Origin of the sequence: Micromonospora acroterricola (assembly GCF_003172955.1) — a bacterium.
In the GTDB taxonomy this organism is placed as follows: Bacteria; Actinomycetota; Actinomycetes; order Mycobacteriales; family Micromonosporaceae; genus Micromonospora; species Micromonospora acroterricola.
In genome coordinates this window covers 13,914-40,504 of record NZ_QGKR01000146.1, presented here as the reverse complement: position 1 = coordinate 40,504, position 26,591 = coordinate 13,914, and the positions used below count along the sequence as shown (strand labels likewise).

General features: G+C 72.7%; 23 protein-coding genes. 10 read left to right on the top strand and 13 right to left on the bottom strand.

What is annotated here, in order from left to right; all coding sequences use genetic code 11:
• The 4 genes from DKT68_RS07535 to DKT68_RS07520 all read right to left on the bottom strand — a co-directional run.
• Positions 1-1,325, bottom strand: a 1,325-nt coding sequence (locus DKT68_RS07535; protein ID WP_146218309.1) for an AAA family ATPase, incomplete at its 3' end; no start/stop codon positions are given.
• Positions 1,325-2,473: an exonuclease SbcCD subunit D gene (locus DKT68_RS07530; RefSeq protein WP_109816688.1), complete on the bottom strand. Its 1,149-nt coding sequence runs from the start codon at positions 2,471-2,473 to the stop codon at positions 1,325-1,327. The genes DKT68_RS07530 and DKT68_RS07535, both read right to left, overlap by 1 nt.
• 15 nt (positions 2,474-2,488) lie before the next feature.
• Positions 2,489-4,240, bottom strand: a complete 1,752-nt coding sequence (locus DKT68_RS07525) for an ATP-binding protein (protein WP_109816687.1) — start codon at positions 4,238-4,240, stop codon at positions 2,489-2,491.
• Positions 4,241-4,569: 329 nt separating this feature from the next.
• The gene (locus DKT68_RS07520; RefSeq protein WP_109816686.1) at positions 4,570-5,316 is read right to left on the bottom strand and encodes a pyrimidine reductase family protein; all 747 of its coding nucleotides are present in this window, start codon (positions 5,314-5,316) and stop codon (positions 4,570-4,572) included.
• A gap of 150 nt (positions 5,317-5,466) precedes the next feature.
• On the opposite strand from DKT68_RS07520, the gene DKT68_RS07515 reads away from it, so the two are divergent.
• The 6 genes from DKT68_RS07515 to DKT68_RS07490 all read left to right on the top strand — a co-directional run bounded on the left by DKT68_RS07515 (position 5,467) and on the right by DKT68_RS07490 (position 12,164).
• Positions 5,467-6,021 (top strand): plasmid pRiA4b ORF-3 family protein, encoded by a 555-nt coding sequence (locus DKT68_RS07515; RefSeq protein ID WP_109816685.1) that lies wholly within the window; start codon positions 5,467-5,469, stop codon positions 6,019-6,021.
• Positions 6,022-6,381: 360 nt separating this feature from the next.
• A complete protein-coding gene (locus DKT68_RS07510) occupies positions 6,382-7,671 on the top strand; it encodes an ABC transporter substrate-binding protein (protein WP_109816684.1) in 1,290 nt (429 codons plus the stop codon).
• Between the two features lie 109 nt (positions 7,672-7,780).
• On the top strand, positions 7,781-8,752 hold the full coding sequence (locus tag DKT68_RS07505; RefSeq protein WP_109816683.1) for a carbohydrate ABC transporter permease: 972 nt from the start codon (positions 7,781-7,783) through the stop codon (positions 8,750-8,752).
• 10 nt (positions 8,753-8,762) lie between these two features.
• Entirely contained in the window at positions 8,763-9,605 is an 843-nt protein-coding gene (locus DKT68_RS07500) for a carbohydrate ABC transporter permease (protein WP_109816682.1), read from the top strand.
• Complete coding sequence (locus tag DKT68_RS07495) at positions 9,602-11,035, top strand: GH1 family beta-glucosidase (protein WP_109816681.1); 1,434 nt, start codon at positions 9,602-9,604, stop codon at positions 11,033-11,035. The genes DKT68_RS07500 and DKT68_RS07495 overlap by 4 nt, the downstream gene beginning before the upstream one ends.
• A gap of 82 nt (positions 11,036-11,117) precedes the next feature.
• Positions 11,118-12,164 carry a LacI family DNA-binding transcriptional regulator gene (locus tag DKT68_RS07490; protein ID WP_109816680.1) on the top strand — a complete coding sequence of 349 codons (1,047 nt, stop codon included), beginning with the start codon at positions 11,118-11,120 and terminating at the stop codon, positions 12,162-12,164.
• A 119-nt stretch (positions 12,165-12,283) separates the two neighbouring features.
• Here the strand turns inward: DKT68_RS07490 and DKT68_RS07485 are convergent, their stop codons facing one another.
• Both DKT68_RS07485 and DKT68_RS07480 read right to left on the bottom strand, forming a co-directional pair.
• The gene (locus DKT68_RS07485) at positions 12,284-13,504 is read right to left on the bottom strand and encodes an acyl-CoA dehydrogenase family protein (RefSeq protein WP_109816679.1); all 1,221 of its coding nucleotides are present in this window, start codon (positions 13,502-13,504) and stop codon (positions 12,284-12,286) included.
• Positions 13,504-14,583 carry a phosphotransferase family protein gene (locus tag DKT68_RS07480; RefSeq protein WP_109816678.1) on the bottom strand — a complete coding sequence of 360 codons (1,080 nt, stop codon included), beginning with the start codon at positions 14,581-14,583 and terminating at the stop codon, positions 13,504-13,506. Before DKT68_RS07480 ends, DKT68_RS07485 begins: the two co-directional genes overlap by 1 nt.
• Before the next feature lie 145 nt (positions 14,584-14,728).
• On the opposite strand from DKT68_RS07480, the gene DKT68_RS07475 reads away from it, so the two are divergent.
• Positions 14,729-15,433: an ACT domain-containing protein gene (locus tag DKT68_RS07475; protein WP_109816677.1), complete on the top strand. Its 705-nt coding sequence runs from the start codon at positions 14,729-14,731 to the stop codon at positions 15,431-15,433.
• A gap of 90 nt (positions 15,434-15,523) precedes the next feature.
• On the top strand, positions 15,524-16,591 hold the full coding sequence (locus DKT68_RS07470; RefSeq protein WP_109816676.1) for a GNAT family N-acetyltransferase: 1,068 nt from the start codon (positions 15,524-15,526) through the stop codon (positions 16,589-16,591).
• Positions 16,592-16,611: 20 nt separating this feature from the next.
• Here DKT68_RS07470 and DKT68_RS07465 read toward each other — a convergent pair whose 3' ends face one another.
• The 3 genes from DKT68_RS07465 to DKT68_RS07455 all read right to left on the bottom strand — a co-directional run bounded on the left by DKT68_RS07465 (position 16,612) and on the right by DKT68_RS07455 (position 19,730).
• Entirely contained in the window at positions 16,612-17,010 is a 399-nt protein-coding gene (locus DKT68_RS07465; RefSeq protein ID WP_109816675.1) for a VOC family protein, read from the bottom strand.
• A gap of 85 nt (positions 17,011-17,095) precedes the next feature.
• Complete coding sequence (locus DKT68_RS07460; protein ID WP_109816674.1) at positions 17,096-18,661, bottom strand: aldehyde dehydrogenase family protein; 1,566 nt, start codon at positions 18,659-18,661, stop codon at positions 17,096-17,098.
• 334 nt (positions 18,662-18,995) lie between these two features.
• Positions 18,996-19,730 (bottom strand): LPXTG cell wall anchor domain-containing protein, encoded by a 735-nt coding sequence (locus DKT68_RS07455; protein WP_109816673.1) that lies wholly within the window; start codon positions 19,728-19,730, stop codon positions 18,996-18,998.
• A 367-nt stretch (positions 19,731-20,097) separates the two neighbouring features.
• Here DKT68_RS07455 and DKT68_RS07450 point away from each other — a divergent pair, with 367 nt between their 5' ends.
• On the top strand, positions 20,098-23,001 hold the full coding sequence (locus tag DKT68_RS07450; RefSeq protein WP_109816694.1) for a glycoside hydrolase family 9 protein: 2,904 nt from the start codon (positions 20,098-20,100) through the stop codon (positions 22,999-23,001).
• A 50-nt stretch (positions 23,002-23,051) separates the two neighbouring features.
• Here the strand turns inward: DKT68_RS07450 and DKT68_RS07445 are convergent, their stop codons facing one another.
• Entirely contained in the window at positions 23,052-24,023 is a 972-nt protein-coding gene (locus DKT68_RS07445; protein ID WP_109816672.1) for a PDDEXK family nuclease, read from the bottom strand.
• Positions 24,024-24,158: 135 nt separating this feature from the next.
• Here DKT68_RS07445 and DKT68_RS07440 point away from each other — a divergent pair, with 135 nt between their 5' ends.
• Positions 24,159-24,686, top strand: a complete 528-nt coding sequence (locus tag DKT68_RS07440; protein ID WP_109816671.1) for a DUF488 domain-containing protein — start codon at positions 24,159-24,161, stop codon at positions 24,684-24,686.
• A 37-nt stretch (positions 24,687-24,723) separates the two neighbouring features.
• Here DKT68_RS07440 and DKT68_RS07435 read toward each other — a convergent pair whose 3' ends face one another.
• From DKT68_RS07435 to bioB, 3 genes are read right to left on the bottom strand one after another with little or no spacing between them, the layout of a single operon-like run.
• Positions 24,724-25,230 (bottom strand): GNAT family N-acetyltransferase, encoded by a 507-nt coding sequence (locus tag DKT68_RS07435; protein WP_109816670.1) that lies wholly within the window; start codon positions 25,228-25,230, stop codon positions 24,724-24,726.
• 4 nt (positions 25,231-25,234) lie between these two features.
• Positions 25,235-25,429, bottom strand: coding sequence for a biotin synthase auxiliary protein BsaP (gene bsaP / locus DKT68_RS07430; RefSeq protein WP_109816693.1), 195 nt, complete (start codon positions 25,427-25,429; stop codon positions 25,235-25,237).
• Between the two features lie 5 nt (positions 25,430-25,434).
• On the bottom strand, positions 25,435-26,430 hold the full coding sequence (gene bioB, locus DKT68_RS07425) for a biotin synthase BioB (RefSeq protein ID WP_109816669.1): 996 nt from the start codon (positions 26,428-26,430) through the stop codon (positions 25,435-25,437).
• Positions 26,431-26,591: the final 161 nt, after the last annotated feature.

Genomic DNA, 26,591 nt, shown 5'->3' with positions numbered 1-26,591 from the left:
GCCTTGGTGGCGGCCCGCGCCGCCTTGCCGGCCGCCGTGGCGGCGGCCACCGCCGAGTCGGCCGGCACCGCCGGCACCTCGGCAACCGGCTGCTCGCAGACCGGGCAGGCCGCGCCGGCGTGCAGGTGCACCCGCAGGCTGACCGCCAGGTCGGTGGCCTTCGCCTCCTCGTGCGCCCGGAACGCCGCCTCCAGCTCGGCCTCGGCCCGCTCGGCGTCGGCGCGGGCGGCGGCCAGCGCGGCCACGGCGCTGGCGTGCTCGTCGTTCGCCGCGCCCACCGTCGCGCGGACCGTCTCGGCCTCGCCGCTCAGCCGGTCCCGATCCTCGTACGCCCGCAGCAGCAGCCGCAGCGCGCTCTCGTCGCCGGCGCCGGCCAGCTCGCCGCGCAGCTTCTCCTCCCGCTCCTCGGCCAGCGACACGCCCGTCGCCGCCGCCTCGGCCTCCGCCCGCGCCGTGGTCACGGCAAGCGCCACCTCGGCCACCCCGCCCGGCGCGCGCACCCCGGTCAGCACGGTCAGCTCGTCGTCGAGGGCGGTCAACGCCACCGCGGCCTCCCGCGCGGTGGCCCGCGCCGCCGCGAGCTCCGGCACGGCCGCGGTCACCGCGGCGGCCAGCTCGGCCATCCGGTCGACCCGGGCATCGGCCCCGGCCAGCGCCTCGTCGTCCACGCCGGTCAGCCCCGCGAGCACCTGGTCGACCGCCTCCAGCCGGGCCTCCGCCGCCGCCGCGCGTGCCGTCGCCCGCTTCTGCACGGTCTCGTAGACGCCGAGGCCGAGCAGGTTGACGAGGATCTGCTGCCGGGTCGCCGGCTTGGCGTGCAGGAAGTCCGCGAACTGCCCCTGCGGCAGCACCACGCAGCTGGTGAACTGCTCGTACGGCAGCCCCACCGCCTCCAGCACCGCCTGCTCCATCTCGGCGGGGGTGCCGGCCACCACCTCGCCGAGGTCGTCCGGGCTCAACCCGGTGTCCAGCTTCGTCACGTCGAAGCCGGCCGGCATCAACTGCAACCCGGCGTTGGCCGTCTTGACGTTGCCCCGGCCGTCCCGGCGGACCACCCGGGTGGCCACGTACCGGGAACCCCCGGACTCGAAGACCAGCCGCACCCGGGCCTCGGTCGCCGACGGCGCGAGCGCGTTGGTGAGCCCCCGGGTGCCGCCCCAGCGGGGCACCGTGCCGTAGAGGGCGAAACAGATGGCGTCCAGCACCGTGGACTTACCCGAGCCGGTCGGGCCGACCAGGGCGAAGAAGTCGGCGTCGGTGAAGTCGACGGTGGTGTCGTCCCGGAAGACCGTGAACCCGGCCATGTCCAACCGCATCGGACGCATCAGTGGTCGACCTCCTCGAAGAGCTCGTCGAAGAGTTCCCGCACGCCCTCGTCGGCGTGCCCCCGGCTGTCCAGGTAGTCGGCGAACAGCTCCCGCGGCGAACGCCCCGAGCGTTGCGCGATGCGGGCGCCGGTGCCCGGCGCGGCGAGCAGCTCCGGATCGATGCGGATCTCCAGGGCGCGGGGAAGCAGCTCCTGGACCTCCTCGCGCAGGCCGGCACGCGGCTGCTCCCGCACGTACACCCGCAGCCAGGCGTCCGGCGCCTCGATCTCGGCGAGCTGGGCCAGCGTGCCCCGCACGGTGCGCAGCGCGCTCGCCGCGGTCACCGGCACCTCACGGACCCGGGCGGCGGTGGAGGCGGTCACCTCGACCAGCGTCACCGAGGGCACGTTCTCCTGCTCGCCGAAGTCGACCGCGAGCGGGCTGCCGCTGTAGCGCACCGGGCAGGGGCCGATGACCCGCTGCGCACGGTGCAGGTGACCCAGCGCCACGTAGTGGGCGGTGGCCGGGAAGACGGTTGCCGGCACGGCGTAGCCGAGCACGGTGTGCGCGTCCCGCTCGCCGCCGCCGGTGGTCGCGCCGGTCACGGTCAGGTGCGCGGTGACCAGGTGCACCCGGTCGGGCTCCGTGAAGCCCTCGGTGAGTCGACCCAGCACACGACCCAGGTGGTCGGCGTACGTCTGGTTGGCCTCGGCGGCGGTCAGCTCGTACATCTCCAGCGCGCGGACCGCGTACCGCTGGGACAGGAACGGCAGCGCGGCCAGCTGCCACCGCTCCCCGCTGGCGGTGACGCCGTCGATCACGTGCTCGTCCGGATTTTCCCGGACCCCGCCACGCAGTGTGATGCCCGCGGCCTCCGCCCACGGCCGCAGCGCGTCCAACGCCGGGCCGTTGTCGTGGTTGCCGCCGATGGCCACCACGTCCGCGTCGGTGCGGCGCAGCGCGGTCAGCGCCCGGGTGACCAGCCGGGTCGCCTCGGAGGTGGGCGCGGCGGTGTCGTAGAGGTCGCCGGCGACGATCACCAGGTCCGGTTGCTCGGCGCGGGCGATGTCGATCACGCCGGCCAGCACCGCCTTGTGCTCCTCGGCCCGGGACTGCCCCTTGAGCACCTTGCCGACGTGCCAGTCCGAGGTGTGCAGGATCTTCATGGCTGTGCCGGCCCCCTAGAACGGGATGTCGTCGTCGGTGCCGCCGCCGGACCCCACCACGGCGAACGGGTCGGCGGACTGGGTGATCGAGCGCAGCGTCTCCGATGGCGCGCGGCCCGCCTCGGAGACGCGGGTGGCCCAGGCCGGGAACGGGAACTCCAGGCAGAGCGGCACGGGGATGTCGGGCTGGTTGACGAACATGGTGCCCGGCTTGGCCAGCAGCGCCCGCTGCCGCTGCGCCGGCGGCAGGAAACCGTACTCCGGTCGGGAGGCCTCGGCCGGGTCCAGCCGGCCGACCACCCGGATCGCCGAGTTGGTGACGATCCGCCGTTCCACCTCGCTCGCCGTCTGCTGGGCGCCGATCAGGATCACGCCGAGCGAGCGGCCCCGCTCGGCGATGTCCAGCAGCACCTCCTTGATCGGGGAGGAGCCCTCCCGGGGCGCGTACTTGTTGAGCTCGTCGAGGACCACGAAGAGCAGCGGCTTGGCGGTGCCGGACTTCTCCTTGCGCTCGAACTCGCTCTTGAGCGTCACACCGACCACGAACCGCTGGGCGCGGTCCGGCAGGTTGTGCAGGTCGACCACCGTGACCTGCGCCGACTCGCTCGTGTTGATCGAGTGCGGGCGGCGGGTGGCGAGGTCGCCACGGATCAGCCGGCCCAGGTCCTTCTTGCTGCCGATCAGCCGCCGGGCGAACGCGTTGACGGTGCCCAGACCGACGGCGCTGCCCGCCCAGTCGGAGCGGGTCTCGTCGTCGTTGAGCTGCTCGACGATGTGGTCGACCAGGTCGGCGTAGGAGCCGAGGCGGGCGCCGTCGATGCTCACCCCGCCGTCGGCGGGCTGGGCGTACCGGGCAAGGTGCGCGGCGACCGAGTGGACCACCATCGTGTACTGCTGGCGCTCGTCGTCGGCGTCGGCGAAGACGTACGGCAGCAGCCGGTCGGCGCAGAACTCGCTCAGCGTCCAGTAGAAGGCGTCCACGCCGGTGAGGCGGCTGCTCACGTCCGGCGTGCCAGCGGAGTCGCCGACCCGGGGCGGGGCGTACACCCGCACGTCGGGGAAGGCGCCGGCGGTCAGCCCGAGCTTCGCGTACGCCGCGCGGGTGGGCTCGTCGAGCCGGGTGTTGGGGTGGTCGAGGAAGAGCAGGTCCTCGCCCTTGACGTTGAAGATCAGCGCCTTGGCGTTGACCGCGTCGCCGCCCAGCACGCCGGAGCGGAAGACCGAGTAGAGCAGGAACGTGGCGAAGCTGGTCTTGGTGGCCACCCCGGAGATGCCGGAGATGGAGACGTGCGCGCCGCGGCTGCCGTCGAGGAAGTCGGCGTTGAGGTAGACCGGCACCCCGTCGCGACCCATCCCCATCGGGATGCGCCGCTCCATCCGGTCGAAGTGCAGCGCCCGGGCGCGGGCGTCGCCCTCGGCGCGGTGCACCACCGCCCCGGGGGTCGGCGGCACGTAGAACTCCGGGTCGACCCGGGTGGTGGTCACCTCGGCCGCCTCCTGCACCTGGGCGGGCAGCGTGCCGTCGGCGATGGCGAAGACGTCGGAGTCGAACTGGGCGCCCTCGTGGCGGGCCCGGACCTGGGTGACCACCCCGGCGATCGTCACCGGCTCCCGGTCCGGCAGCTCACGCCGCGTCACCACCACGTCGTCGAGCTGGAGGTAACTGCCGGGCGCCACGGCCGTCCAGAACTGCAACGGGGTGGCGTCGGCGGTGCCCAGCACCCGACCGACCGGCTCGCCCGGGCCCTCGAGGCCGGCGTCGGTCATCGGGCGACCCGGGTCGGTCGGGCATCACGGTCGGAGCGCATGACGTGCATCCTGCCCGAGGAGTACGACAGGTCGCCACGCGACGCGGCGGACGACACCATGGCCGCCCGCCGTCGCACGCCGTGCGTGAGCGTGGGCGTACCCACGGTCAGGGTGCTGTGGGGTCGGGGCGACCGCCCCGTGCCGGCCGCCCCGTTCCCCTCGGCCCCGGTCAGCTGGTCACGCAGCCGAACCGGCCGTTCCGAGAGGAACGATCCGCCACCGGGATGCAGGAAACCTTGGACGATCCTTGAATCGCGCGCGGGCGGACCGGTGCCGGGTGGCGGCCGTCAGTCCCGGGCGTGCCGGAGCAGGAGGACGCCGTCCTCGGCGGCCAGCACGTGCCGCAGCGGCAGCCGGCGGGGCGGTGCCGCCTCGCCCGCGGTGATCCGGCCCGGCCCCGGCCCGGCGAGCAGTGGCGCGACGGTGAGGCACAGCTCGTCCACCAGGTCGGCGGCGGTGAGCGCGCCGAACAACTGCGGGCCGCCCTCGCAGAGCAGTTGGGTCAGCCCCCGCCGGTGGAGCACGTCGATGCCGGCGGCCAGGTCGACCCGGTCGGCGCCGCAACGCAGCACGTCGGCGACGTCGGTCAGCCCCGGCGGTGGCTCGACGCCGGCGTGCGTGAGCACCACCGGGCGGACCGGCGCGTCGGCGAACGCGGCCTGCGCCGGGTCCAGGTCGAGCGAGTGGGAGACGACGACCAGCGTCGGGTACTCGGACAGCCCGTGCTCGCGGCGCCAGGCGCGGCGGCGCTCGTTGAGCCGGACGGCCCGGTAACCCTCCTGGCGCAGCGTGCCGGCGGCCACGACCAGCGCGTCGCAGAGCATCCGCAGCAGACCGAAGACCCGCTTGTCCGGCTCGCCGGAGAGCCCGGCGGAGTAGCCGTCCACGGTGACCGCGCCGTCCAGGCTGGCGACGAAGTTGACCCGCAGCCGGGGCCGGTCGGCGCGGCCGTAGAGCGCGGTCAACGCCACGTCGTCGAGCGGCAGCGTGGACGGCTCGGGCCAGAGCCGTCGGATCGGGATTCCGACGGTCATTCGCTGGCCGGACCAGTGACCGGAGGGGTCGGTCGGGCGGTACGGTGCTGGCAGTCGCACCAGTTCCGGCCCGGGCAGTCGTCGTGTCGCCGGGCCCGGCACGCTCGGCAGATCATGCTCGCAGCCTAAGCCGCGGGAGGACAGGACAGCATGCCCCGTCAGATCTTCCAGCTGAAGATGTCCCTCGCCGGAGTCCGCCCGCCGGTCTGGCGTCGGGTGCTCGTTCCGGCCGGCTACACGCTCGACCGGCTGCACCGCGTGGTGCAGCACGCGATGGGCTGGCGGGACTGCCACCTGCACTCGTTCGAGATCGACGGGTTGCAGTACGGCGAGCCCGACCCGGACGGCGAGCTGGCGCTGCACGACGAGCTGGACGTCCGGCTCGACGCGGTGCTGGGCAAGGGCAGCCGGTTCTCCTACACCTACGACTTCGGCGACTGGTGGGAGCACGGCCTGGTGGTCGAGGACGCCTTGACCGCGGACCCCGAGGAGCGGTACCCGGTCTGTCTGGACGGCGAGCGGGCCTGCCCGCCGGAGGGCATCGGCGGGCCGTCGGGCTACCAGGCGCTGCTGGTCGCGCTGGCGGATCCGGCCGACTTCGCCGATCCGGCGCATGCCGCTCTGCGCGACTGGGCGGGCTCCACGTTCGACCCGTCCCGCTTCGACGCCGGCCGCACCGGCACGCTGCTGCGCCGCTTCTGCTGACCCCGCGTCCCAGCGAAGCCGCGGACACCGCGCACGCGCGTTGCCGGGGCCGCCGCGCGTGCGCCGAGGCCCGGTGGCGCTGCTCCCTGGACCGACACGGAGTCTCCGTCCGGCCTGCCGGGATTCGCGTGTCTTCTCCGGACCTGTCCCCGTCGTCGATGGCGGTAACGATCTGGGAACGCTCCCATCGTCCTATTGACACCCCCGTTACCCCCCGGCAATCTCATGGGAGCGCTCCCGGAGGTGGCGCGGGTCACCCGCGTTCCTCCGGTACGGCCGCCGGTGACCGCCGGGGCCGACCCGGCGCGGTAGGCACCCCCCACCACACCCAGCCTCACCACCGGAAAGAGGGGTCAGCGAATGAGTGTCACCACGCGGCGTACCCGCCTGGCGGCCGCTGCCCTGGCCGCGATCACCGCAATCGGCGGTCTCGCGGCCTGCGGCAACGACGACGACAAGCCGGCGGCCGGCGAGAAGCCGGCCAAGCTGGTCGTCGACACCTTCGGCGAGTTCGGCTACGACGAGATCGTCAAGCAGTACGAGAAGGACACCGGGATCAAGGTTGAGCTGCGCAAGACCGCCCAGCTCGCCGAGTACCGGCCGAAGCTGGTCCGCTACCTGGCCACCGGCAAGGGCGCGGCGGACGTCACCGCCCTGGAAGAGGGCATCCTCAACGAGTTCAAGCCCAACGCGCGCAACTGGGCCGACCTCAACCCGTTGGTCTCCGACCACTCCAAGGAGTTCCTGCCCTGGAAGTGGGAGCTGGGCAAGGCGCCGGACGGTCGGCTGATCGGCCTCCCGACCGACGTCGGCAGCCTCGCCGTCTGCTACCGCAAGGACCTGTTCCAGGCTGCCGGTCTGCCCACCGAGCGCGACCAGGTGTCGGCGCTCTGGCCGGACTGGCAGGGCTTCCACGACGCCGGTCTGAAGTACAAGCAGGGCAGCGGCGGTAAGGCGTTCATCGACTCGATCACCGCCGTCTCCAACGGCGTGATGTTCCAGGGCAACGGTGACCTGTTCTACGACAAGGAAGACAACATCATCGCGGACACCAGCCCCGCGGTGAAGAACGCCTGGGACACCGCCACGTCGATGGCGGACATCTCCGCCAAGGCCCAGACCTGGTCGCCGGAGTGGTCGGGTGGTTTCAAGCAGGGCACCTTCGCGGCCACCTTCTGCCCGTCCTGGATGCTCGGCATCGTCTCGGAGAACTCCGGTCCGGCCAACAAGGGCAAGTGGGACGTGGCGTCCGTGCCGGGCGGCGGCGGTAACTGGGGCGGCTCGTGGCTCGCGGTTCCGGCGCAGAGCAAGTACCCGAAGGAGGCGGCGAAGCTCGCCGAGTACCTGACCAACGCGAAGAGCCAGGTGGAGGCCTTCAAGGCCAAGGGCCCGCTGCCCACCAACCTGGAGGCGCTGAAGAACGAGGCCTTCATCGGCTACACCAACGAGTACTTCAGCAACGCGCCGACCGGCAAGATCTTCGGGGAGAGCGTCGCCAAGATCCAGCCGACCCACCTGGGCCCGAAGCACCAGGCGGTCAAGGAGAACGCGCTCGAGCCGGCCCTGCGGGCGTTCGAGAGCGGGCAGGCCGACAAGGCGAAGGCCTGGGAGCAGTTCACGAAGGATGCCAAGACTCAGGGTGCCTTCTGAGTGATTCCCTGCCGGTGGCGTTCGGGGCTTCCCGGACGCCACCGGCCGGTCCCCTCCGCGTAGCGCCCTGCGCGAGGGCCCCCGGGCCTCGCCGGAAAAGGAAATTCGCATGAGCCTGTCGGCCACGACGGCACCGCCGTCGCCAGCAGCACCGCCTTCTCCCGACGTCCCTTCCCGACTTCGCCGGGGAAGGTTCCTCAACCATCTCGACGTCAAGTACTCGCCGTACCTCTACATCGCCCCGTTCTTCCTGATCTTCGGCGCGTTCGGGCTGTACCCGATGGTGCGTACCGCCTGGATGTCGCTGCACGACTGGGACATGATCGGCGATCACTCGTTCATCGGCTTCGACAACTACACCCGGCTGTTCTCCGACGAGTACTTCTGGAACGCGCTGGTCAACACGTTCGGCATCTTCGCCCTCTCGACCATCCCGCAGCTGTTGCTCGCCCTCTTCCTGGCGAACCTGCTCAACCGGACCTTCCTGCGCGCCAAGACCTTCTTCCGGATGGCCATCTTCATGCCGAACGTGGTGTCGGTGGCCGCGGTCGCGATCGTCTTCGGGATGCTGTTCCAGCGGGAGTTCGGCCTGTTCAACTGGCTGCTGAGCCTCGTCGGTGTCGACCCGGTCGACTGGGACGGGCAGCGGTGGAGTTCGTGGTTCGCCATCTCCTCGATGGTCAACTGGCGCTGGACCGGGTACAACACCCTGATCCTGCTCGCCGGCATGCAGGCGATCCCGAAGGATCTCTACGAGGCAGCGGCGATCGACGGCGCCAGCCCGTGGCGGCAGTTCTGGCAGATCACCCTGCCCATGCTCAAGCCCACCTTCATCTTCGTGGTCATCCTGTCCACGATCGGCGGCATGCAGCTCTTCACCGAGCCACTGCTCTTCGCCAACGGCAACATTCTCGGCGGCAGCCAGCGGGAGTTCCAGACGCTGGCCATGTACATGTACGAGATGGGCATCGTGAACCTGAACTCCGCCGGCTACGGAGCCGCGGTCGCCTGGGCGATCTTCATGATCATCGTCCTGGTGTCGCTGTTCAACTTCCTACTCGTCCGCCGCTCGGCGAAGTGAGGAGAGATCGATGATCTCGGCTTCCCAGCGCCTGTGGCGCACCAGCCCGCTGACCTACGTGGCGCTCCTCCTGGCGGCGCTGCTGTCGATCTACCCGTTCTACTACATGCTGGTGATCGGCAGTCGCAGCCTGGACTCCATCAACGACGTGCCGCCGCCGCTGACCCCCGGCGGAGCGTTCGGTGACAACTTCGGACGGGTGCTCGACAACGACGCCGCGAACTTCCTCACCGGCATGATGAACTCGATCATCGTCTCCTCGGTGGTCACCCTGTCGGTGGTGCTCACCGGTTCGCTGGCCGGGTTCGCCTTCGCCAAACTGCGGTTCAAGGGCAGCAACGCCCTCCTGCTGGCGATCATCGTCACCATGATGATCCCGACCCAGATGGGCCTCATCCCGCTCTGGTCCATGATGCAGGACCTGGGGTGGTACGACACCCTCTACGCGGTCACCGTGCCGTTCCTGGTCAGCGCCTTCGGCGTGTTCATGATGCGGCAGTACGCCAGCCAGGCCATCTCCGACGAGCTGATCGAGGCCGGCCGCGTCGACGGGGCGAGCACGTTCCGGATCTACTGGAGCATCGTGCTGCCCGCGCTACGTCCCGCCGCCGGCGTGCTCGGTCTGCTGACCTTCATGGAGACCTGGAACTCGTTCATCTGGCCGTACGCCATCCTCACCCCGGAGAACCCGACCCTCCAGGTCTCGCTCTCCTTCCTGTCGTACGCCTACTACACCGACTACTCCCAGGTGTTCGCCGCCACGGCGATCGGCACCATCCCCCTCGTGCTCGTCTTTCTCGTGTTCGGCCGCCAGATCATCGGCGGCATCATGGAAGGTGCCGTCAAGTCGTGAGCAACCCCGCCAGCCCGCCCGCCGTCGGCGTCCTCGACGAGCGCCCCGGGCTGACCTTCCCGCCCGGCTTCCTGTGGGGGGCCGCGACCGCGGCGTACCAGATCGAGGGGGCGGCGGCCGAGGACGGCCGCACACCGTCCATCTGGGACACCTTCAGCCACACCGACGGCCGGGTGGTCGCCGGGCACACCGGCGACGTGGCCTGCGACCACTACCACCGGCTCGGCGGCGACGTCGCGCTGATGGCCGAGCTGGGGCTGAAGTCGTACCGCTTCTCGGTCTCCTGGCCCCGGGTGCAGCCCGGCGGCACCGGCGCGGCCAACACGCGTGGCCTGGACTTCTACCGACGCCTGGTCGACGAGCTGCTCGGGCACGGCATCGAGCCGTGGCTCACCCTCTACCACTGGGACCTGCCGCAGCCGCTGGAGGACGCCGGCGGCTGGCCGTCCCGCGACACCGCCGCCCGCTTCGCCGACTACACCACCCTGGTCGCCGACGCGCTCGGCGACCGGGTGCGCTACTGGACCACGCTGAACGAGCCGTGGTGCTCGGCGTTCCTCGGGTACGGCTCGGGGGTGCACGCCCCCGGCCGGTCCGACGGGGCGGACGCCGTGCGCGCCGGACACCACCTGATGCTCGGGCACGGCCTCGCCGTGCAGGCGCTGCGGGCCGCCCGGCCCACGGCCGAGGTGGGCGTGACGGTCAACCTCTACCCGGTCGACCCGGCCAGCGACGCGCCCGGCGACGTGGACGCCGCCCGGCGGATCGACGCGCTGGCCAACCGGTTCTTCCTCGACCCGCTGCTGCGCGGGTCGTACCCGGCGGACCTCGTGGCCGACCTGAGCGCGGTGACCGACTTCGACCACGTGCGCGACGGTGACCTGGCCACCATCGCCACGCCGCTGGACCTGGTCGGCATCAACTACTACAGCCGGCACGTGGTCGCCGCCCCGGTCGAGGGCGCCGAGCCCGAGCCGTACTGGCGGGCGCCCTCCTGCTGGCCCGGCAGCGAGGACGTCCGGTTCGTCACCCGGGGCGTGCCGGTCACCGACATGAACTGGGAGATCGACGCCCCCGGCCTGGTCGAGACGCTGCGGCGGGTGCACGACGAGTACACGGATCTGCCGCTCTACGTCACCGAGAACGGCTCCGCGTTCGTCGACACGGTCGTCGACGGGGAGGTCGACGACGTCGACCGGCTCGCCTACTTCGAGGCCCACCTGCGCGCCGCGCACGAGGCGATCAACGCCGGAGTGCCCCTGCGGGGATACTTCGCCTGGTCACTGATGGATAATTTCGAATGGGCCTGGGGTTACACCAAGCGGTTCGGCATGATCCACGTCGACTACGACACCCAGGTCCGCATCCCCAAGTCCAGCGCCAGGTGGTACGCCTCGGTGATCCGACGCAACGGTCTGGCCGCACAATAGGCTCGGGCCAGCCATCAGGGCGGTCCTGGTGTCCACCTCCCGCGGGTGGCACCGGGCCCGCCCGCCGTCGGAGGAGCAGACGATGACAACGCAGCGCACCCGGTCGCTCGGGCGCCCGACCCTCGACGCGGTCGCGGCGCGCGCCGGCGTCGGGCGGGGCACGGTCTCCCGCGTGGTCAACGGCTCGCCCCAGGTCAGCCCGGAGGCCCGGGCCGCGGTACAGCAGGCCATCGCCGAACTGGGGTACGTGCCGAACCGGGCGGCCCGCGCCCTCGTCACCCAGCGCACCGACTCCGTCGCGCTGGTCGTGTCCGAATCCGGCGAACGGGTCTTCACCGAGCCGTTCTTCGCCGGCATCGTGCGCGGCATCAGCTCCGGGCTGCTGGAGACCCCCATGCAGCTCTGGCTGGCCATGGCCCAGTCGCCGGTCGAGCGGGAACGGGTCGAGCACCACCTGACCAACCAGCACGTCGACGGCGTACTCCTGCTGTCGTTGCACGACGCCGACCCGCTGCCGACGCTGCTGGAGGAGCGCGGCCTGCCCGCTGTCCTCGGCGGCCGGCCCGCCCGGATGCTGCAACCGGGCGCCCAGCCGGCCTGGTTCGTCGACGTGGACAACGTCGGCGGCGCCCGGCAGGCCGTGGAGTACCTGGCCGGCCGTGGGCGGCGCCGGATCGCCACGATCGCCGGGCCACAGGACATGGGCGCCGGCCTGGCCCGGTTGGCCGGCTACACCGAGGCCGTCAAGGCCACCGGGGCCGGCGTCAACCCCGACCTGATCGCGTACGGCGACTTCAGCGAGGGCAGCGGCGCGGCCGGCATGCGCCGTCTGCTGGACGCCTGCCCCGACCTGGACGCCGTCTTCGTCGCGTCCGACCTGATGGCGTTCGGCGCGCTGCGGACCCTGCGGGAGGCCGGCCGGCGGGTCCCCGAGGACGTCGCCGTGATCGGCTTCGACGACGCGCCGATCGCCCGGCAGGCGGACCCGCCGCTGACCACGGTCTTCCAGCCGGTGGAGGAGATGGGCCGGCAGATGGCCCGGCTGCTGGTCGCCCGGATCCGCGGCGACGACCTCCCCGCCCCCCACATCCTCCTCGACACCCAACTGATCCACCGCAACTCCGCCTGACCCCGCCCCGGCCGCCCCGGCTGGCGCCGGACGCTCTGTTGATCATGAAGTTAGTGCGGTGACACGCCGACGTGGATGGCAATAACTTCATGATCAACGGGGTGAGGGCGCGGTGCGCCTCAGGTGGGGGTGGGGGTCCAGCGGCGGAGTTCGCGCTTGGCCAGGGAGGAGCGGTGGACCTCGTCGGGGCCGTCGGCGAGGCGCAGGGTGCGGGTCTGCGCCCACAGGGCGGCCAGCGGGGTGTCCTGGCTGACGCCGGCGCCGCCGTACCCCTGGATGGCCTTGTCGATCACCCACTCCGCCATCGCCGGGGTGCCGATCTTGATGGCCTGGATCTCGGTGTGCGCGCCCTTGTTGCCGACGGTGTCCATCAGCCAGGCCGTCTTGAGCACCAGCAGTCGGGACTGCTCGATGCGCACGCGCGACTCGGCGATCCACTCCCGGACGACGCCCTGCTCGGCCAGCGGCCGGCCGAACGCGATCCGTTCGTTGGCCCGGCGGCAGAGCAGCTCCAACGCCCGCTCGGCCATGCCGATGAGTCGCATGCAGTGGTGGATCCGGCCGGGGCCGAGCCGGGCCTGGGCGATGGCGAAGCCGGCGCCCTCGGCGCCGATGAGGTTCTCCGCCGGCACCCGGACGTCGGTGAAGTCGATCTCGGCGTGCCCGCCGTGGGTGCCGTCGGTGTAGCCGAAGACGGTCATGCCCCGGCGCACGGTCACGCCGGGGGTGTCGCGGGGGACCAGCACCATGCTCTGCTGGCGGTGCCGGTCGGCGTCCGGGTCGGTCTTGCCCATCACGATGAAGATCTCGCAGCGCGGGTCCATCGCCCCGGACGACCACCACTTGCGGCCGTTGATGACGTACTCGTCGCCGTCGCGGGTGATCCGGGTGGCGATGTTGGTGGCGTCGGAGGAGGCGACGTCCGGCTCGGTCATGCAGAACGCGGACCGGATCTCCCCCTCCAGCAGCGGCATGAGCCAGCGCTCCCGCTGCGCCTCCGAGCCGAACTCGGCCAGCAGCTCCATGTTGCCGGTGTCCGGCGCGGCGCAGTTGACCGCCTCCGGCGCCAGGTGCGGGCTGCGCCCGGTCAACTCGGCGAGCGGGGCGTACTGGAGATTGGTCAGGCCGGCGCCGTAGCGCGGGTCGGGCAGGAAGAGGTTCCACAGGCCACGCTTGCGGGCCTCCGCCTTCAGCTCGGCCAGCACCGGGGTACGCGACCACGGGTCGCCGGCGGCGGCCTGCTCGGCGTGCACCGCCTCGGCGGGGTAGACGTGTTCGGTCAGGAACCGGGACAGCTCGTCGCGCAGCTCTTCGGTCCGGGTGTCGTACGAGAAGTCCATCACCGCTCCCTGGCGGCGGTCAGCCCGTGCGCGACCAGCGGTGCCACCATCTCGCCGATCCGGTCGAAGCCCTCGCCGAGCGTCTGCCCGAGCGTGTGGCGGTAGTGGATGCCCTCGCAGATGACCGCGAGCTTGAAACAGCCGAGCGCCACGTGCCAGTGCAGCGGCCCGACGTCGACGTCGCTGCGCCCGGCGTACCGCTCGATCAGCTCGGTGCCGGTGGGGAAGCCGGCGCGCGGGCCGAGCCCGTCGGCGACCGGGTTGCCGTCGGCCGTCTCGCTGTCGCCCAGCACGTCCCAGTACGTCAGCAGCAGGCCCAGGTCGGCCAGCGGATCGCCGAGGGTGGCCATCTCCCAGTCCAGCACCGCGTGCACGGCCACCGGGTCGGCCGAGGCGAGGAGATTGTCCAGCCGGTAGTCGCCGTGCACGATCCGGCCGGCGTTTGCGCCTTCCGGCGCGGTGGCCGCGAGCAGGTCGCGTAGCTCGTCGATGCCGGGCAGGGGGCGGCTGCGGGAGCGGTCGAGCTGCCCGGCCCAGCGCCGGACCTGCCGGGCCAGGTATCCCTCGGGGCGGCCGAAGTCGCTCAGCCCCACCTCGGCCGGCTCGACGGTGTGCAACGCCGCGAGGGTGTCCATCATCGCCATGGCGAGGGCCCGGCGGCGCTCGTCGCCCAGCGGGTCGGTCTGCCGGCGGCTGCGGAACACCTCGCCGGGCATCCGTTCCATCAGGTAGAACGGCGCGCCGATCACCTCCGGATCGGCGCAGAGCAGCAGCGCGCCAGGCACCGGGACCTCGGTCGGCGCCAGCGCCGAGATGACCCGGAACTCGCGGGCCATGTCGTGCGCGGTCGCCAGGACGTGCCCGAGCGGCGGCCGGCGGAGCACGACCTCGCGGTCGCCGAGGCGCAGCAGGTAGGTGAGGTTGGACTTGCCGCCGGCGATCAGCTGCGCCCGCACCGGGCCGACGGCCAGCTCGGGGCGGTGCTCCGCCAGGTAGCCGGCGAGCCGGTCCAGGTCCAGACCGGCGGGGGAGGCCGGAACGGCCCCCGGCCGGAGCGCATCGACGGCCGGATCGGTCATCCGACTAGTTGATGGCAGCCCGCTCACGTTGTCAAGGTCAGATTTTGCCCTCGGGACATGCCTCTGCAACAGGGACGAAATGGTCACCATCCAGGCTGGGACCAGCCTGCCGGCCGCCGCCGGCCCGCCGAGCGGAGGGACAGACATGTTGCTGCGAGTTCGGGTCACCCTGCCGGACCGTCCGGGCACTCTCGGCCAGGTCGCCCGCACGCTGGGCGTGTCCGGCGCGGACATCGTCCAGGTGGTGGTCCTGGAGCGGCTCGGCGGGCGCGCGGTGGACGACTTCACGGTGGTCTGGCCGGGCGCGGCCCGGGTGGAGCGGCTGCTGGCCGGGCTCGCGGCGATTCCGGGGGTACGGGTCGACGGCGTGTGGCGGGCGATCGGCGCGCCCACCACCACCGGCCAGGACGCCGAGCTGCTGGCCCAGGTCGCGGCGAACCCGGCCGACGGGCTGGCCACGCTTGTCGACGCCGTACCCGGGCTGCTGGCGGCCGACTGGGCCGTCGCCGCCGTGGTGCCGGTGGACTGGGCCGCGCGGGCCGGGGGTACCGGCGGGGCGACCGTCGGGCACGCCAGCTGGCGGGCTCCCGTACCCCCGCGGTTGCCGGAGGTGACCCCCCTGCGCGGCCGGTCGGTGACCACGCCCGACGGCACCCACCACGCGATCACGCCGTTCGGGCGGGCCGGCCTGGTCCTGGTGGTGGCGCGCGAGCACAGCGACACCCTCTCCGCCGCCGCGTTCCACAGCACGGAGGTGGACCGGCTCAGCCAGCTTGTCCGGGCCAGCGCGGTGATTCTCGGCGACCGGCTGGACCTGGTCGGCGCGCCGCCGGTCGTCGCCGGCCCCTGAGGCGGCCGAAGGAGTTCCCGGGCCGTCACGGTCGAGCAACCGGGCCGCAACAGCCGGGCGCGAGGCTCGTACCGGGGAAGGGAGCCAACCATGACGTTGTGGCGGATCCGAGCCACCGTGGACGACCGGCCGGGTTACCTGTCGGTCCTCACGGCGAGCCTCGCACTGCGCGGGGTCAACATCCTCACCGTGCAGGTGCAGCCCACCGAGCGCGGCGCGGTGGACGATTTCCTGGTCGACGCGCCGGACGCGCTCGACGAGGCCGAACTGATCGCCGCGGTCGAGCGGGGTCGCGGCCGGGACTGCTGGGTGGCGCGCAGCGAGGCGCGCGGCCTGGCCGACCAGCCCACCCGGGTCCTCGGGCTGGCCAACCGGCTGGTGCGCGACCCGGACGCGACGGGCGAGGCGCTGCGGACGCTGCTCGGCGCCGACTCGGTCAGCTGGCGGCCGGCGTCGACCGGCGTCGACCGGGGGATCATCGGCGCCAGCATGCTGCTGGCCGACCCGGCGGGCGGCTCGTTCGCGCTGCGCCGGGCCGAGCCGGCCTTCACCCCGGCGGAGTACGCCCGGGCGCAGGCCCTGGTCGAGCTGGCCGCGACCGTGGCGCGCCGGGCCGCCGAACAGGTCACCCTGGTGCTGCCCGACGGCGCCGAGCTGGCTGTCCGGCCGGCCTGCGGGGACGACCTGCCCGGCGTGCTGGAGCTGCACGAGGAGTGCTCCCCGCGCAGCCGGCAGCGGCGTTACCTGGGCGGGGCGTCGCTGCCGCGGCCGACACGGTTGCGCCGGCTGCTGGAGCCGAGCCGAGGGCTGACCCTGCTCGCCACGGCCACGGCGTACGACGGCGCGGCGGAGTCCGTGGTCGCGATGGCGAACCTGATCGGTGAGGGCGACGAGGCCGAGGTGGCGCTGCTGGTGCGCGACGACTGGCAGCGGCGCGGGCTCGGCACGGCGTTGCTGCGCCGGCTGGCCCGGCACGCCGACCGGGCCGGCTACGCGGCGCTGGTGCTGCACGTCCAGGCGGAGAACACCGCGATGCTGCGTACCCTCCGACGGCTGGACCGGCCCAGCTCGGCCGAGCGCGACGGTGCCCTGCTCACCCTCACCGTCGTCCCGGCCACCGCGGAGAGGGAGGGCACCTTCTCGACGCCCGGTGCGTAGGAGGCGGGACGGCTCGGGTGTCAGCTCGCGGGCGGTGCGCGGTGGCCGGACACGCAGAACCGGTTGCCCTCCGGGTCCGCCAGCACCACGTACGGCGGCTCCGTCGGGTGCGGGTCGGTGGGGTAGTGCCGCCAGCCGACGAGCTGGGCGCCCAGGGCGAGCAGGCGGTCCAGCTCCTCGTCGAGGCTGCGCTCGCCGGCGTCCAGGTCCATGTGGAGCCGGGGGAACTCCGGCACGGGGCTCTCGCTGAGGTCCAACGCGATGGCGACGCCCGGCGCCCCGGGTGGCGGGTCCAGCACGATCCACTCGTCGCCCGCGAACCGGGGAGGGCGGCGGTGGAAGCCGAGGGCTGCGGCCCAGAACGCCGCCGCCCGGTCGGGGTCGGACACGCCCAGGGAAAGCTGCGCGATCATCGACATCGCTTCACCGTACGCCGCCGGCCGGTGGTGCAGGGGGCCCCTGCCATGCGCCGGGCGCTGACAGGGGCCCTTCCACGCGCCGGGCTCAGGTCGCGGGGTAGCTGCTGTAGTCGGGGAAGTTGCCGTAGAGCCGGCTGTCGCCGCCGACGGTGACCGCCTGCACCAGCAGGTCGCCGCCGACGAACGCGCCCTTCCACGAGGCGCCCCGCCCGCCGAACGCCTCGTCGCGGTCGCCCCGGGAACGCGGCTTGTTGATGCCGACCTTGAACGCCTGCAGGTCCACGGCGAGCTTGCCGGCCTCGTCGGTGTCGTCGCAGGCCAGCGACGCGACCAGCGCGCCGTTGGAGGCGTTCATCGCGGCCAGCAGCTCGTCGGTGGTGTCCACCACGACGATCGTGTCGACCGGCCCGAACGGCTCGGCGTGCATCAGCCGGGACCGGCCGGGCGGGGCGAGCAGCACCGACGGCGCCACGTACGCCGACGTGTCCTGTCCGGGCAGGAACGGCGCTCCGGTCAGCTTGCCCCGGTGCAGTGGCACCGCGCCGCCACGGACCGCCTCCTCGACCTTGCGGTGCAGCTCCTCGGCCTTCGCGGCGCTGATCAGCGGCCCGAAGTCCAGCTCGGGCAGCGGGTCGCCGGCGGCCCACGTCTCGTCCACCGCGAGGGGGTGCCCGAAGCGGACCGAGCGGACGACGGGCAGGTACATGTCGAGGAACTCGTCGACCAGGTCGCGCTGCACGACGAACCGGGGGTACGCGGTGCAGCGCTGCTTGCCGTACTCGAAGCCCTTCCTGAGGTGCGCGGCGAGGAGGTCCCACTGGGAGAAGTTCCAGATGCCCCAGGCGTTGAGGCCTTCCTGCTCGATGAAGTGCCGCTTGTCGCTGTCGAGCAGCGCGGCGGCCACCTTGCCCCCGTTGGAGCGCCCGCCGACGAACGCCACCGCGCCGATCTCCGGTGCCCGGACCAGCACTTCGGACAGTTCCTCGCCGCCGCCGGAGATCAGCGTGGCGGGCAGCCCAGCCCGGCGCATCAGCGCGTGCGCGACGGTCAGGCAGACCGCTCCGCCCTGGGACGGGGTCTTGGCGATGACGGCGTTGCCGGCCAGCAGCTGGACCAGTTCGGCGTGCACGAGGACGCTCATCGGGTAGTTCCACGACGCGATGTTGCTGACCGGGCCGGGCAGCGGCTCGCGGCCGTCGGCGAGCATCCGGTCGATCTCGCCCGCGTACCAGCGGACGCCGTCCAGCGCCCTGTCCACATCGGCGCAGGCCAGCCGCCACGGCTTGCCGATCTCCCAGATCAGCAGCAGCGCGAGCAGGTCGCGGTGGGCGGTGAGCGCGTCGAGTGCGTCGATGACCCGGGCCTTGCGGTCGGCGAGCGGGGTCTGGGCCCAGGCGCGGTGTGCGGCGGCGGCGTGGGCGACCGCGGCACGGGCGTTGTCGGCGTCCAGCCGGGGAAGGTTGATCACGACGGTGTTGTCGACCGGGGTGCGGACGGGCGCGGGACGGCCGACGGCCCGCCAGTCGCCCTCGATCAGGTTGTGCAGCGTGGTGACGCCGTCGACCTCGGCGCCGAACGCCTCGGGGGTGGCGGCCACCGCGCGGGCGAGGACGTCTGACCATGCGGTGCCCTCGGCGAGTCGTAGTGCCATCGCGTTCTCCTCAGGGTTGACCGGGGAGCGGCGGCGTCGATGGCACCGCTGGTGATCGGTACTGTCCCGCGCCGGGTAGCGGGTCAGCAACAGTACGTTTGTATGGCAGGACGTCGTCCCGCCCGTACGCCCCGGCGATCCGACCACCGGCAGTCGGCCCGAGCTGGGCGCATGCTGTCGAACGAATCGACAGGCGTAGATGATGTGACGTATCTCCGGGCGGCGTCGACCGGTTACCCGTGAGTACGGAACGGCGGCGGCAGCGATCGGTCCCGCACAACCGCGACCGGCCGTCGGACGGTGTCCGACGGCCGGTCGCGGGTGCGTGAGGGGGTCAGCTGGTGAAGGTGATCCGGTCCCGGCGACGCCGCATCATCAGCAGGGCGCCGCCGCCGATCAGGGCGAGACCGCCCAGCGCGATGCTGGTGGCGGCCGCACCGGTGATCGGCAGGCTGCCGCCGCCGTCGCCGCCGCCCGCTCCGCCGGAGGGCGTGGTCGATCCCGCCGGGGCGGTCGACTCCGACGGGGTGGTCGACTCCGACGGTGAGTGGGACGTGGACGGCGTCGGCGACCCCGTCGACGGCGTCGGCGACCCCGTCGCGCCGGTGCCCGCGCAGGTGTGGCTCAGGTTGAACCGGTCGCCCTCGCCGCTGACCGTGGCGGTGCCGCCGGTCAGCGTCCACCCCCCAGGGGTGAAGAGGTAGGCGTGCTTGACCTGCTTGTCCCCGCCGCCGTTGGCGGAGAGGAAGTCGGTGTAGGCGTCCGAGGGGTCGGGCACCCGCACGGTCACCGAGGCGCCCGTGGTGTCCCGGTAGGTGAGGGTCAGGCTCTGGAAGTCGCCGGCCCGGTTGGTGGGCAGGACGAAGTGCCAGCCGTCCTGGCCGGCGGGCAGGGTCCCGAAACGCGGGTCCTTGCACTCCTGCTGGAAGTTCCCCGCCGTCGCCCCGACGTGCGCCGGGTTGAGCGGGACGCTCCCCAGCGCCCAGGCGGCCGGGGAGGCGATGGCGAGACTCGCCGTGGCGGCGGCCGTGCAGACGGCCGCACGTGCCAGGCGCCGACGCTGTGGCATGAGGATTCCTTCGGATTGATCGAGGGGGCGGCACATGATCCCATGAACGGGACCGGCCAACGGCATCGGTCAATCGGCCTGAGCTGGCATGACGTGCCGGACAGAAGTGGGTTCCGGGGCGGCTTTCCGCGTGATCATGCGCGTGTCGGCGTAACGCGTACGGGCGCTGCGGCGCTCCGGGGCGCGCCGGGCTTCCCAACCGACGGTGCGCGCATTACATTGTCGCTTATCCATGGGAGCGCTTCCATGTCGGTGCTTCCACGGGCCCTGGTCACACCGCCATCCCACGTCGTCGCCGATGGCCGTGCCGTCCGACGTCGTCCCGCGTCGGTGCGACCGCCGGCGGCGCCTCCGACAGGAGACCGCCATGCGCCATCCCACCCGGCCGGTGCCCGGCCGCCCCGACCGGCACCGGCCACCGGTCGCCGACCGGCCCTGGCCACGGCGGCTGCTGACCGCCGGCGCCGCCCTGCTCACCGGGCTCTGCGTCGCGGTCACCGCGCCGCCAGCGGGGCCCGCGTCGGCCGCGCCGGCCTTCAACTACGCGGAGGCGTTGCAGAAGTCGCTGCTCTTCTACGAGGCGCAGCAGTCCGGCCGGCTGCCCGACTGGAACCGGGTCTCCTGGCGGGGCGACAGCGCGCTCACCGACGGCGCCGACGCGGGGCTGGACCTCACCGGCGGCTGGTACGACGCCGGCGACCACGTCAAGTTCGGCTTCCCGATGGCGTTCAGCGCGACCATGCTCGCGTGGGGCGCGGTCGAGTACCGCAGCGGCTACACCGCCTCCGGGCAGCTGCCGCACCTGCTGAACAACCTGCGCTTCGTCAACGACTACTTCATCAAGGCGCACCCCGCGCCGAACGTCCTCTACGGACAGGTCGGCAAGGGCGACGACGACCACAAGTGGTGGGGCCCGGCCGAGGTGCTGCCGATGGCGCGGCCCGCGTACCGGATCGATGCGAGCTGCGGCGGCGCGGACCTGGCGGGGGAGACAGCGGCCGCGATGGCCGCGTCCTCGATGGTGTTCCGGCCCACCGACGCGGCCTACGCCGACCGGCTGCTCGGGCACGCCCGGCAGCTCTACACCTTCGCCGACACCGTGCGGAAGTCCTACCACGAGTGCATCACCGACGCGACCAGCTTCTACCGCTCGTGGAGCGGCTGGCAGGACGAGCTGGTCTGGGGCGCGATCTGGCTGCACCGGGCCACCGGCGAGGCCAGCTATCTGGCCAAGGCCGAGAGCGAGTACGACAAGCTCGGCACCGAGAACCAGTCCACCACCCGCTCCTATAAGTGGACGATCGCCTGGGACAACAAGCAGTTCGGCGCGTACGTGCTGCTGGCCAACCTGACCGGCAAACAGAAGTACGTCGATGACGCCAACCGCTGGCTGGACTACTGGACCGTCGGCGTGGACGGGCAGCGGGTGCCCTACTCGCCCGGCGGGATGGCGGTGCTCGACTCCTGGGGCGCCCTGCGCTACGCCGCCAACACCTCCTTCGCGGCGCTGGTCTACAGCGACAGGACCACCGACGCGACCCGCAAGGCGCGCTACCACGACTTCGCCGTCCGGCAGATCAACTACGCGCTCGGCGACAACCCGCGCAACTCCAGCTACGTCATCGGCTTCGGCGCCAACGCGCCGCGCAACCCGCACCACCGCACCGCGCACGGCTCCTGGTGGGACAGCCAGACCGTGCCCGTCGAGACCCGGCACACCCTCTACGGCGCGCTGGTCGGCGGGCCGTCCGCGGCCAACGACGCGTACACCGACAGCCGGTCGGACTACGTGATGAACGAGGTGGCCACCGACTACAACGCCGGCTTCACCTCCGCGCTGGTCCGGCTGGTCTCCGAGTACGGCGGCAACCCGCTCGCCGGTTTCCCCGTCGCCGAGACGCCGGACCTCGACGAGCTGACCGTGGAGACCACCGTGATGCAGGCCGAACCCCGGGCCACCGGGCTGAAGGCGGTGATCTACAACAAGTCCGCGTTCCCCGCCCGGGCGCTGACCGACGGCCGGTTCCGCTACTACTTCCGCCCGGACGGCCCCGGGCCGGTGCAGGTCACCCCCGGCTACACCCAGGGCTGCCCGTCCCCGACCACCGCCCGGCAACTCAGCGGCGACATCTGGTACGTCGAAGTGGACTGCACCGGGCACACCATCGCGCCCGCCGGGCAGTCGCAGCACCGGATGGAGGTCCAGTTCAAGATCGGGGTGCCGGAGGGCGGCACCTGGGACCCGACCAACGACCCGTCGTACCAGGCGACCGCCGGGCCGAACCGAAAGGTGCCGCTCTACTCCGGCGCCACCCGCGTCTGGGGCGACGAGCCGGGGCCGGCGGTGCCGGACACCACCGCGCCGACCGTGCCGGGTAAGCCGGTGGCGTCCAACCTGGCGCCCCGCTCGGTCACCCTGACCTGGGCGGCGTCCACCGACAGCGGCGGCAGCGGCCTGGCCGGCTACGAGGTCCGCGAATTCCTGGTCGGCAACGACGTGGTGGTGATCCGCCCCGTCACCGGCACCTCGCTGACCGTCTCGACGCTGCTGCCGGAGCGGACGTACCAGTTCACGGTGGTGGCCCGCGACGGCGCGGGCAACACGTCCGCCGCCTCGCCGACGCTCAGCGTGACCACGCCGCCGGCCGGCAGCGCCGACACCACCGCGCCGAGCGCGCCCGGCACCCCGGTCGCCTCCGCGGTCACCGCCACTGGGCTCACCCTGAACTGGGCGGCGTCGACCGACAACGTCGGCGTCACCGGGTACCGCGTCCACCGGGAGGCCGGCGCCACCGACCCGCTCGTCGGCTCGCCGACCACCACCACCCTCGCGGTGTCCGGGCTGACCGCCTCCACGGCGTACCAGTTCTACGTGGTGGCCGTGGACGCGGCCGGCAACACCTCCGCGGCGTCCGCGCCGGTCACCGTCACCACCGCGCCCCCGCCGGTCGGCGGCAACTGCGCGGTGGGGTACGCCACCAGCGACTGGAGCACCGGCTTCACCGCCACGGTGACGATCACGAACACCGGAACCGCCGCGATCAACGGCTGGACGCTGCGGTTCGGCTTCCCGGCCGGGCAGACCGTCAGCCAGGGCTGGTCGGCGACGGTCAGCCAGAGCGGTACGGCGGTGACCGCCACGAACCTCTCCTACAACGGCACCCTGGCCCCGGGGGCGTCGGTGAGCTTCGGCTTCAACGGCGCCCACTCCGGCAGCAACCCCAAACCCACCGCCTTCACCGTGAACGGCACCGCCTGCACCCTCGCCTGACTGAGATCTTGGACAGTTACCGTTCGCCGTGGACGGTAACTGTCCAAGATCTACGCTCGTCTGCGTCGCGTGGTCGGTGCGGGAGTCCAGCCGGCGGCGACGAGGCCGCGGCGGACCGTCTCGGCGACCTCCTCGGGACGGGCGCGGACCACCCAGGCGGGGAAGCGCAGGATCCGGTCGCCGCTGGTCCACACGTCGTTCTGCCGGCGCATGTCCGCCGCCCACTGCCGGACGTCCATGTGGTGCGCGCCGTCGATCTCCACCTGCACCCGCCACTCCTGCCAGTACGCGTCCAGCCAGCGGTTGCGCCCCGCCGCGTCGACCCGGTGTTTCTGCAGGTCCGGAGCAGGTAGGCGGTGCCGCCGACACAGCCGTACGAAGTCGATCTCGGACAGCGCCTGCGCGCCGCCGGCGATGTCGGCGACCGTCTGCCCGATGAGACGCCGGCGGGGTGCCCGTGGCAGCACGGCCAGGACCGCGTCGAGTTCGTCGGGCAGTACCCGCCGTTGCTGGCAGCCGGCGGCCAGCACCGCCTGCGCCTCGTCCACCCCGCTCGCCCACCCCGCCGCGTCCACCAGGGCCCGCGCCGTCGTGGTGCGCGGCGGGCGGGCCAGCTGGACATGAGCGTCCGGCAGCACCGAGGTGCGGTGGACCAGGACCCCGGGCATGTCGATCGGCAACCGACGTAGGCTGGTCCGCGCCGCACGACGGAACGCCGGCACCAGCACGTGCAGCGGCTCGCGCCGCAGTCCTCGTACACCGGCCTCGGCGGCGGCGGTGACACCGGCGAGCACCGCGCCCGGACCGGTGGCCAGCACCGCCACCCACAACTGCTGGTCCCGGGTGAGCCGGCCGTTGCCGGTGAGCAGGACGCCCCGGCAGATCGACCGCCAGCGGCCGGAGCGAATCCGCCCGCGCACCACACCCTCGCTCAACAACCGGGAGGCCTGCGCGGTGGTGAGCACGCCCGCCTGCTCGAAGGCGAGCCAGTCGAGTGCGTCGGCGTCGTCGGCGGGCAGCATTCTGGGCAGTCTGGTCGGCCGGTCGGCGCCACGCCGCCGGATCTTGGACAGTTGCCGTTCACGACGAACGGCAACTGTCCAAGATCTCGCCGAGGTCCGGGGATAAGCCGTCGGGATTCGGGGCAAGTCAGCGTCGTGGGGGAGTTGCTGACCGTCGGGCACGGCACCGCCGACCGGGTGCGGCTGGGGGAGCTGCTGACCGAGGCCGGAGTGGCGCTGGTGGTGGACGTGCGGCGGTACCCGGCCAGCCGCACCAACCCGGACGTCCGGCAGGAGGAGCTGGAGCGGTGGCTGCCCGAGTGCGGGATCGACTACCGCTGGGAGCCACGGCTGGGCGGACGCCGGCACATCCCCGCCGGGGAGCCGGAGCCGGACACCTGGTGGACGGTCGCGGCGTTCCGGGCGTACGCCGCGTACACCCGCACGCCGGATTTCGACGCGGCGCTCGCGGAGGTGCTGGCCGACGCGGCCCGACGGACCACCGCGGTGATGTGCAGCGAGACCCTCTGGTGGCGCTGCCACCGCCGGCTGATCGCCGACGTCGCGGCTCTCGGTCGCGGGACGCCGGTGGCGCACCTGATGCCGGACGCTCGGCTCAGCACGCACCAGCCCGCCGAGGGCGCCCGCCGGCTCCCCGACGGGCACCTGTGCTGGGACGGCTGAGGCGCGCCAGGCGGGCTCACTCCAGCGCCAGGCCGGCTCACTCCACGAGGTCGTCGGCGAGCAGGTCCATCAGCAGACCGTCGTGCCAGCGGCCGTCCTCGCCGCGCTCGTAACGGCGCAGCACCCCCACCGGCCGGAAACCAACCTTGGCGTACGCGCGGATGGCGGCGCTGTTCGCCGCCGCCGGGTCGATGGTGAACCGGTGGTGGCCGTACTCCTCGATGAGGTGCCGTGCGAGGGTACGGATCGCGTCGACGCCGAGCCCGGCGCCGCGTACCGCCGGGTCGAGGAAGATGTCCAGGCTGGCGTGCCGGTAGTCCGGGTCCGGCTCGGCGTACCACTGGATCGCGCCGACCAGCCGGCCGTCGTGCTCGATGGCGTACAGGGCCAGATCGTCGTCGGCCAGGTCGGCGCGGACGGCCTCGGCCAGGTCGTCGCCGCCCCGCCACCACCGGCGTACCTCGGGATCGGCCCGGATCGCCGCGAGGGCCGGCACGTCCGCGACCGTCGCCGGTCGCAGAGTCACCGCCCGCCCGCGCAGCATCCGCTCAGCCCCGGATCTCGCCGTGCTCGACGCAGACCGCCGACCACCCGACCGGCAGCACCTGCACCTTCATCCGGCGGCGGCAGTGGTGGCAGTAGCGGGGCGGCTCCAGCGCGCGGGCCGACGCGCAGCCCGGGTGGGCGGTGCCGGCCGGCACGGGGTCTCCGCACCGGTCGCACCACAGCTCCGTCGTCGTCATGGCCGTCACAGCGTGGCGGAGAGGGCCTTGACCGGCATCTTCAGCTCGTCCAGCAGGTCCAGGTCGGCGGTCGCCGGTCGACCCAGCGTGGTCAGGTAGTTACCGACGATCACCGCGTTGATGCCGCCGAGCAGACCGTCGCGGGTGCCCAGGTCACCGAGGGTGATCTCCCGGCCGCCGGCGTACCGGAGGATGGTGCGCGGCATGGCCAGCCGGAACGCGGCGATCGCCCGCAGCGCGTCCTTGCCCTCGACCACCGGGCGGTCGCCCAGCGGCGTGCCCGGCCGGGGGTTGAGGAAGTTGAGCGGAACCTCGTGCGGGTTGAGCTCGGCGAGCTGCGCGGCGAACTCCGCCCGCTGCTCGACGGTCTCGCCGAGGCCGAGGATGCCGCCGCAGCACACCTCCATGCCGGAGTCGCGGACCATCCGCAGGGTCTCCCAGCGCTCCTCCCACGAGTGGGTGGTGACCACGTTCGGGAAGTACGACCGGCAGGTCTCCAGGTTGTGGTTGTAGCGGTGGACGCCCATGTCGACCAGATCGTCGACCTGCTCCTGCGAGAGCATGCCCAGCGACGCCGCGACCTGGATGTCGACCTCGGCCTTGATGGCGGCGACACCCTCGCGCATCTGCTTCATCAGCCGGTCATCCGGGCCACGGACCGCGGCCACGATGCAGAACTCGGTCGCCCCGGTCTTCGCGGTCTGCTTCGCCGCCTCGACCAGCGACGGGATGTCCAGCCAGACCGAGCGGACCGGTGAGGTGAACAGGCCGGACTGGGAGCAGAAGTGGCAGTCCTCCGGGCAGCCGCCCGTCTTCAGCGAGACGATCCCCTCGACCTCGACCTCCGGGCCGCACCACCGCATCCGCACGTCGTGAGCGAGCTGGAGGGCGGCGGGCAGGTGCTCGTCGGGCAGGTTCAGCACGGCGAGGACACCGGCCTCGTCGAGGCCGACGCCGTCACCCAGGACCTGCGTCCGGGCCTGGTCGAGGATCTCTGGCATGGCTCGTACCCTACAAGGCCCCCCGGTCAGCCGGAACGGCCGCGCCTGTCGTACACCGGCTGGTCGATGAAGTTCGGTGTGCGTCAACCCGCGTACCGGGTGGATCCGTCAGGCCGGTGGTCGCGGGTGGTAATTTCGCCCGGCGGGTGTCGGCGTGACCG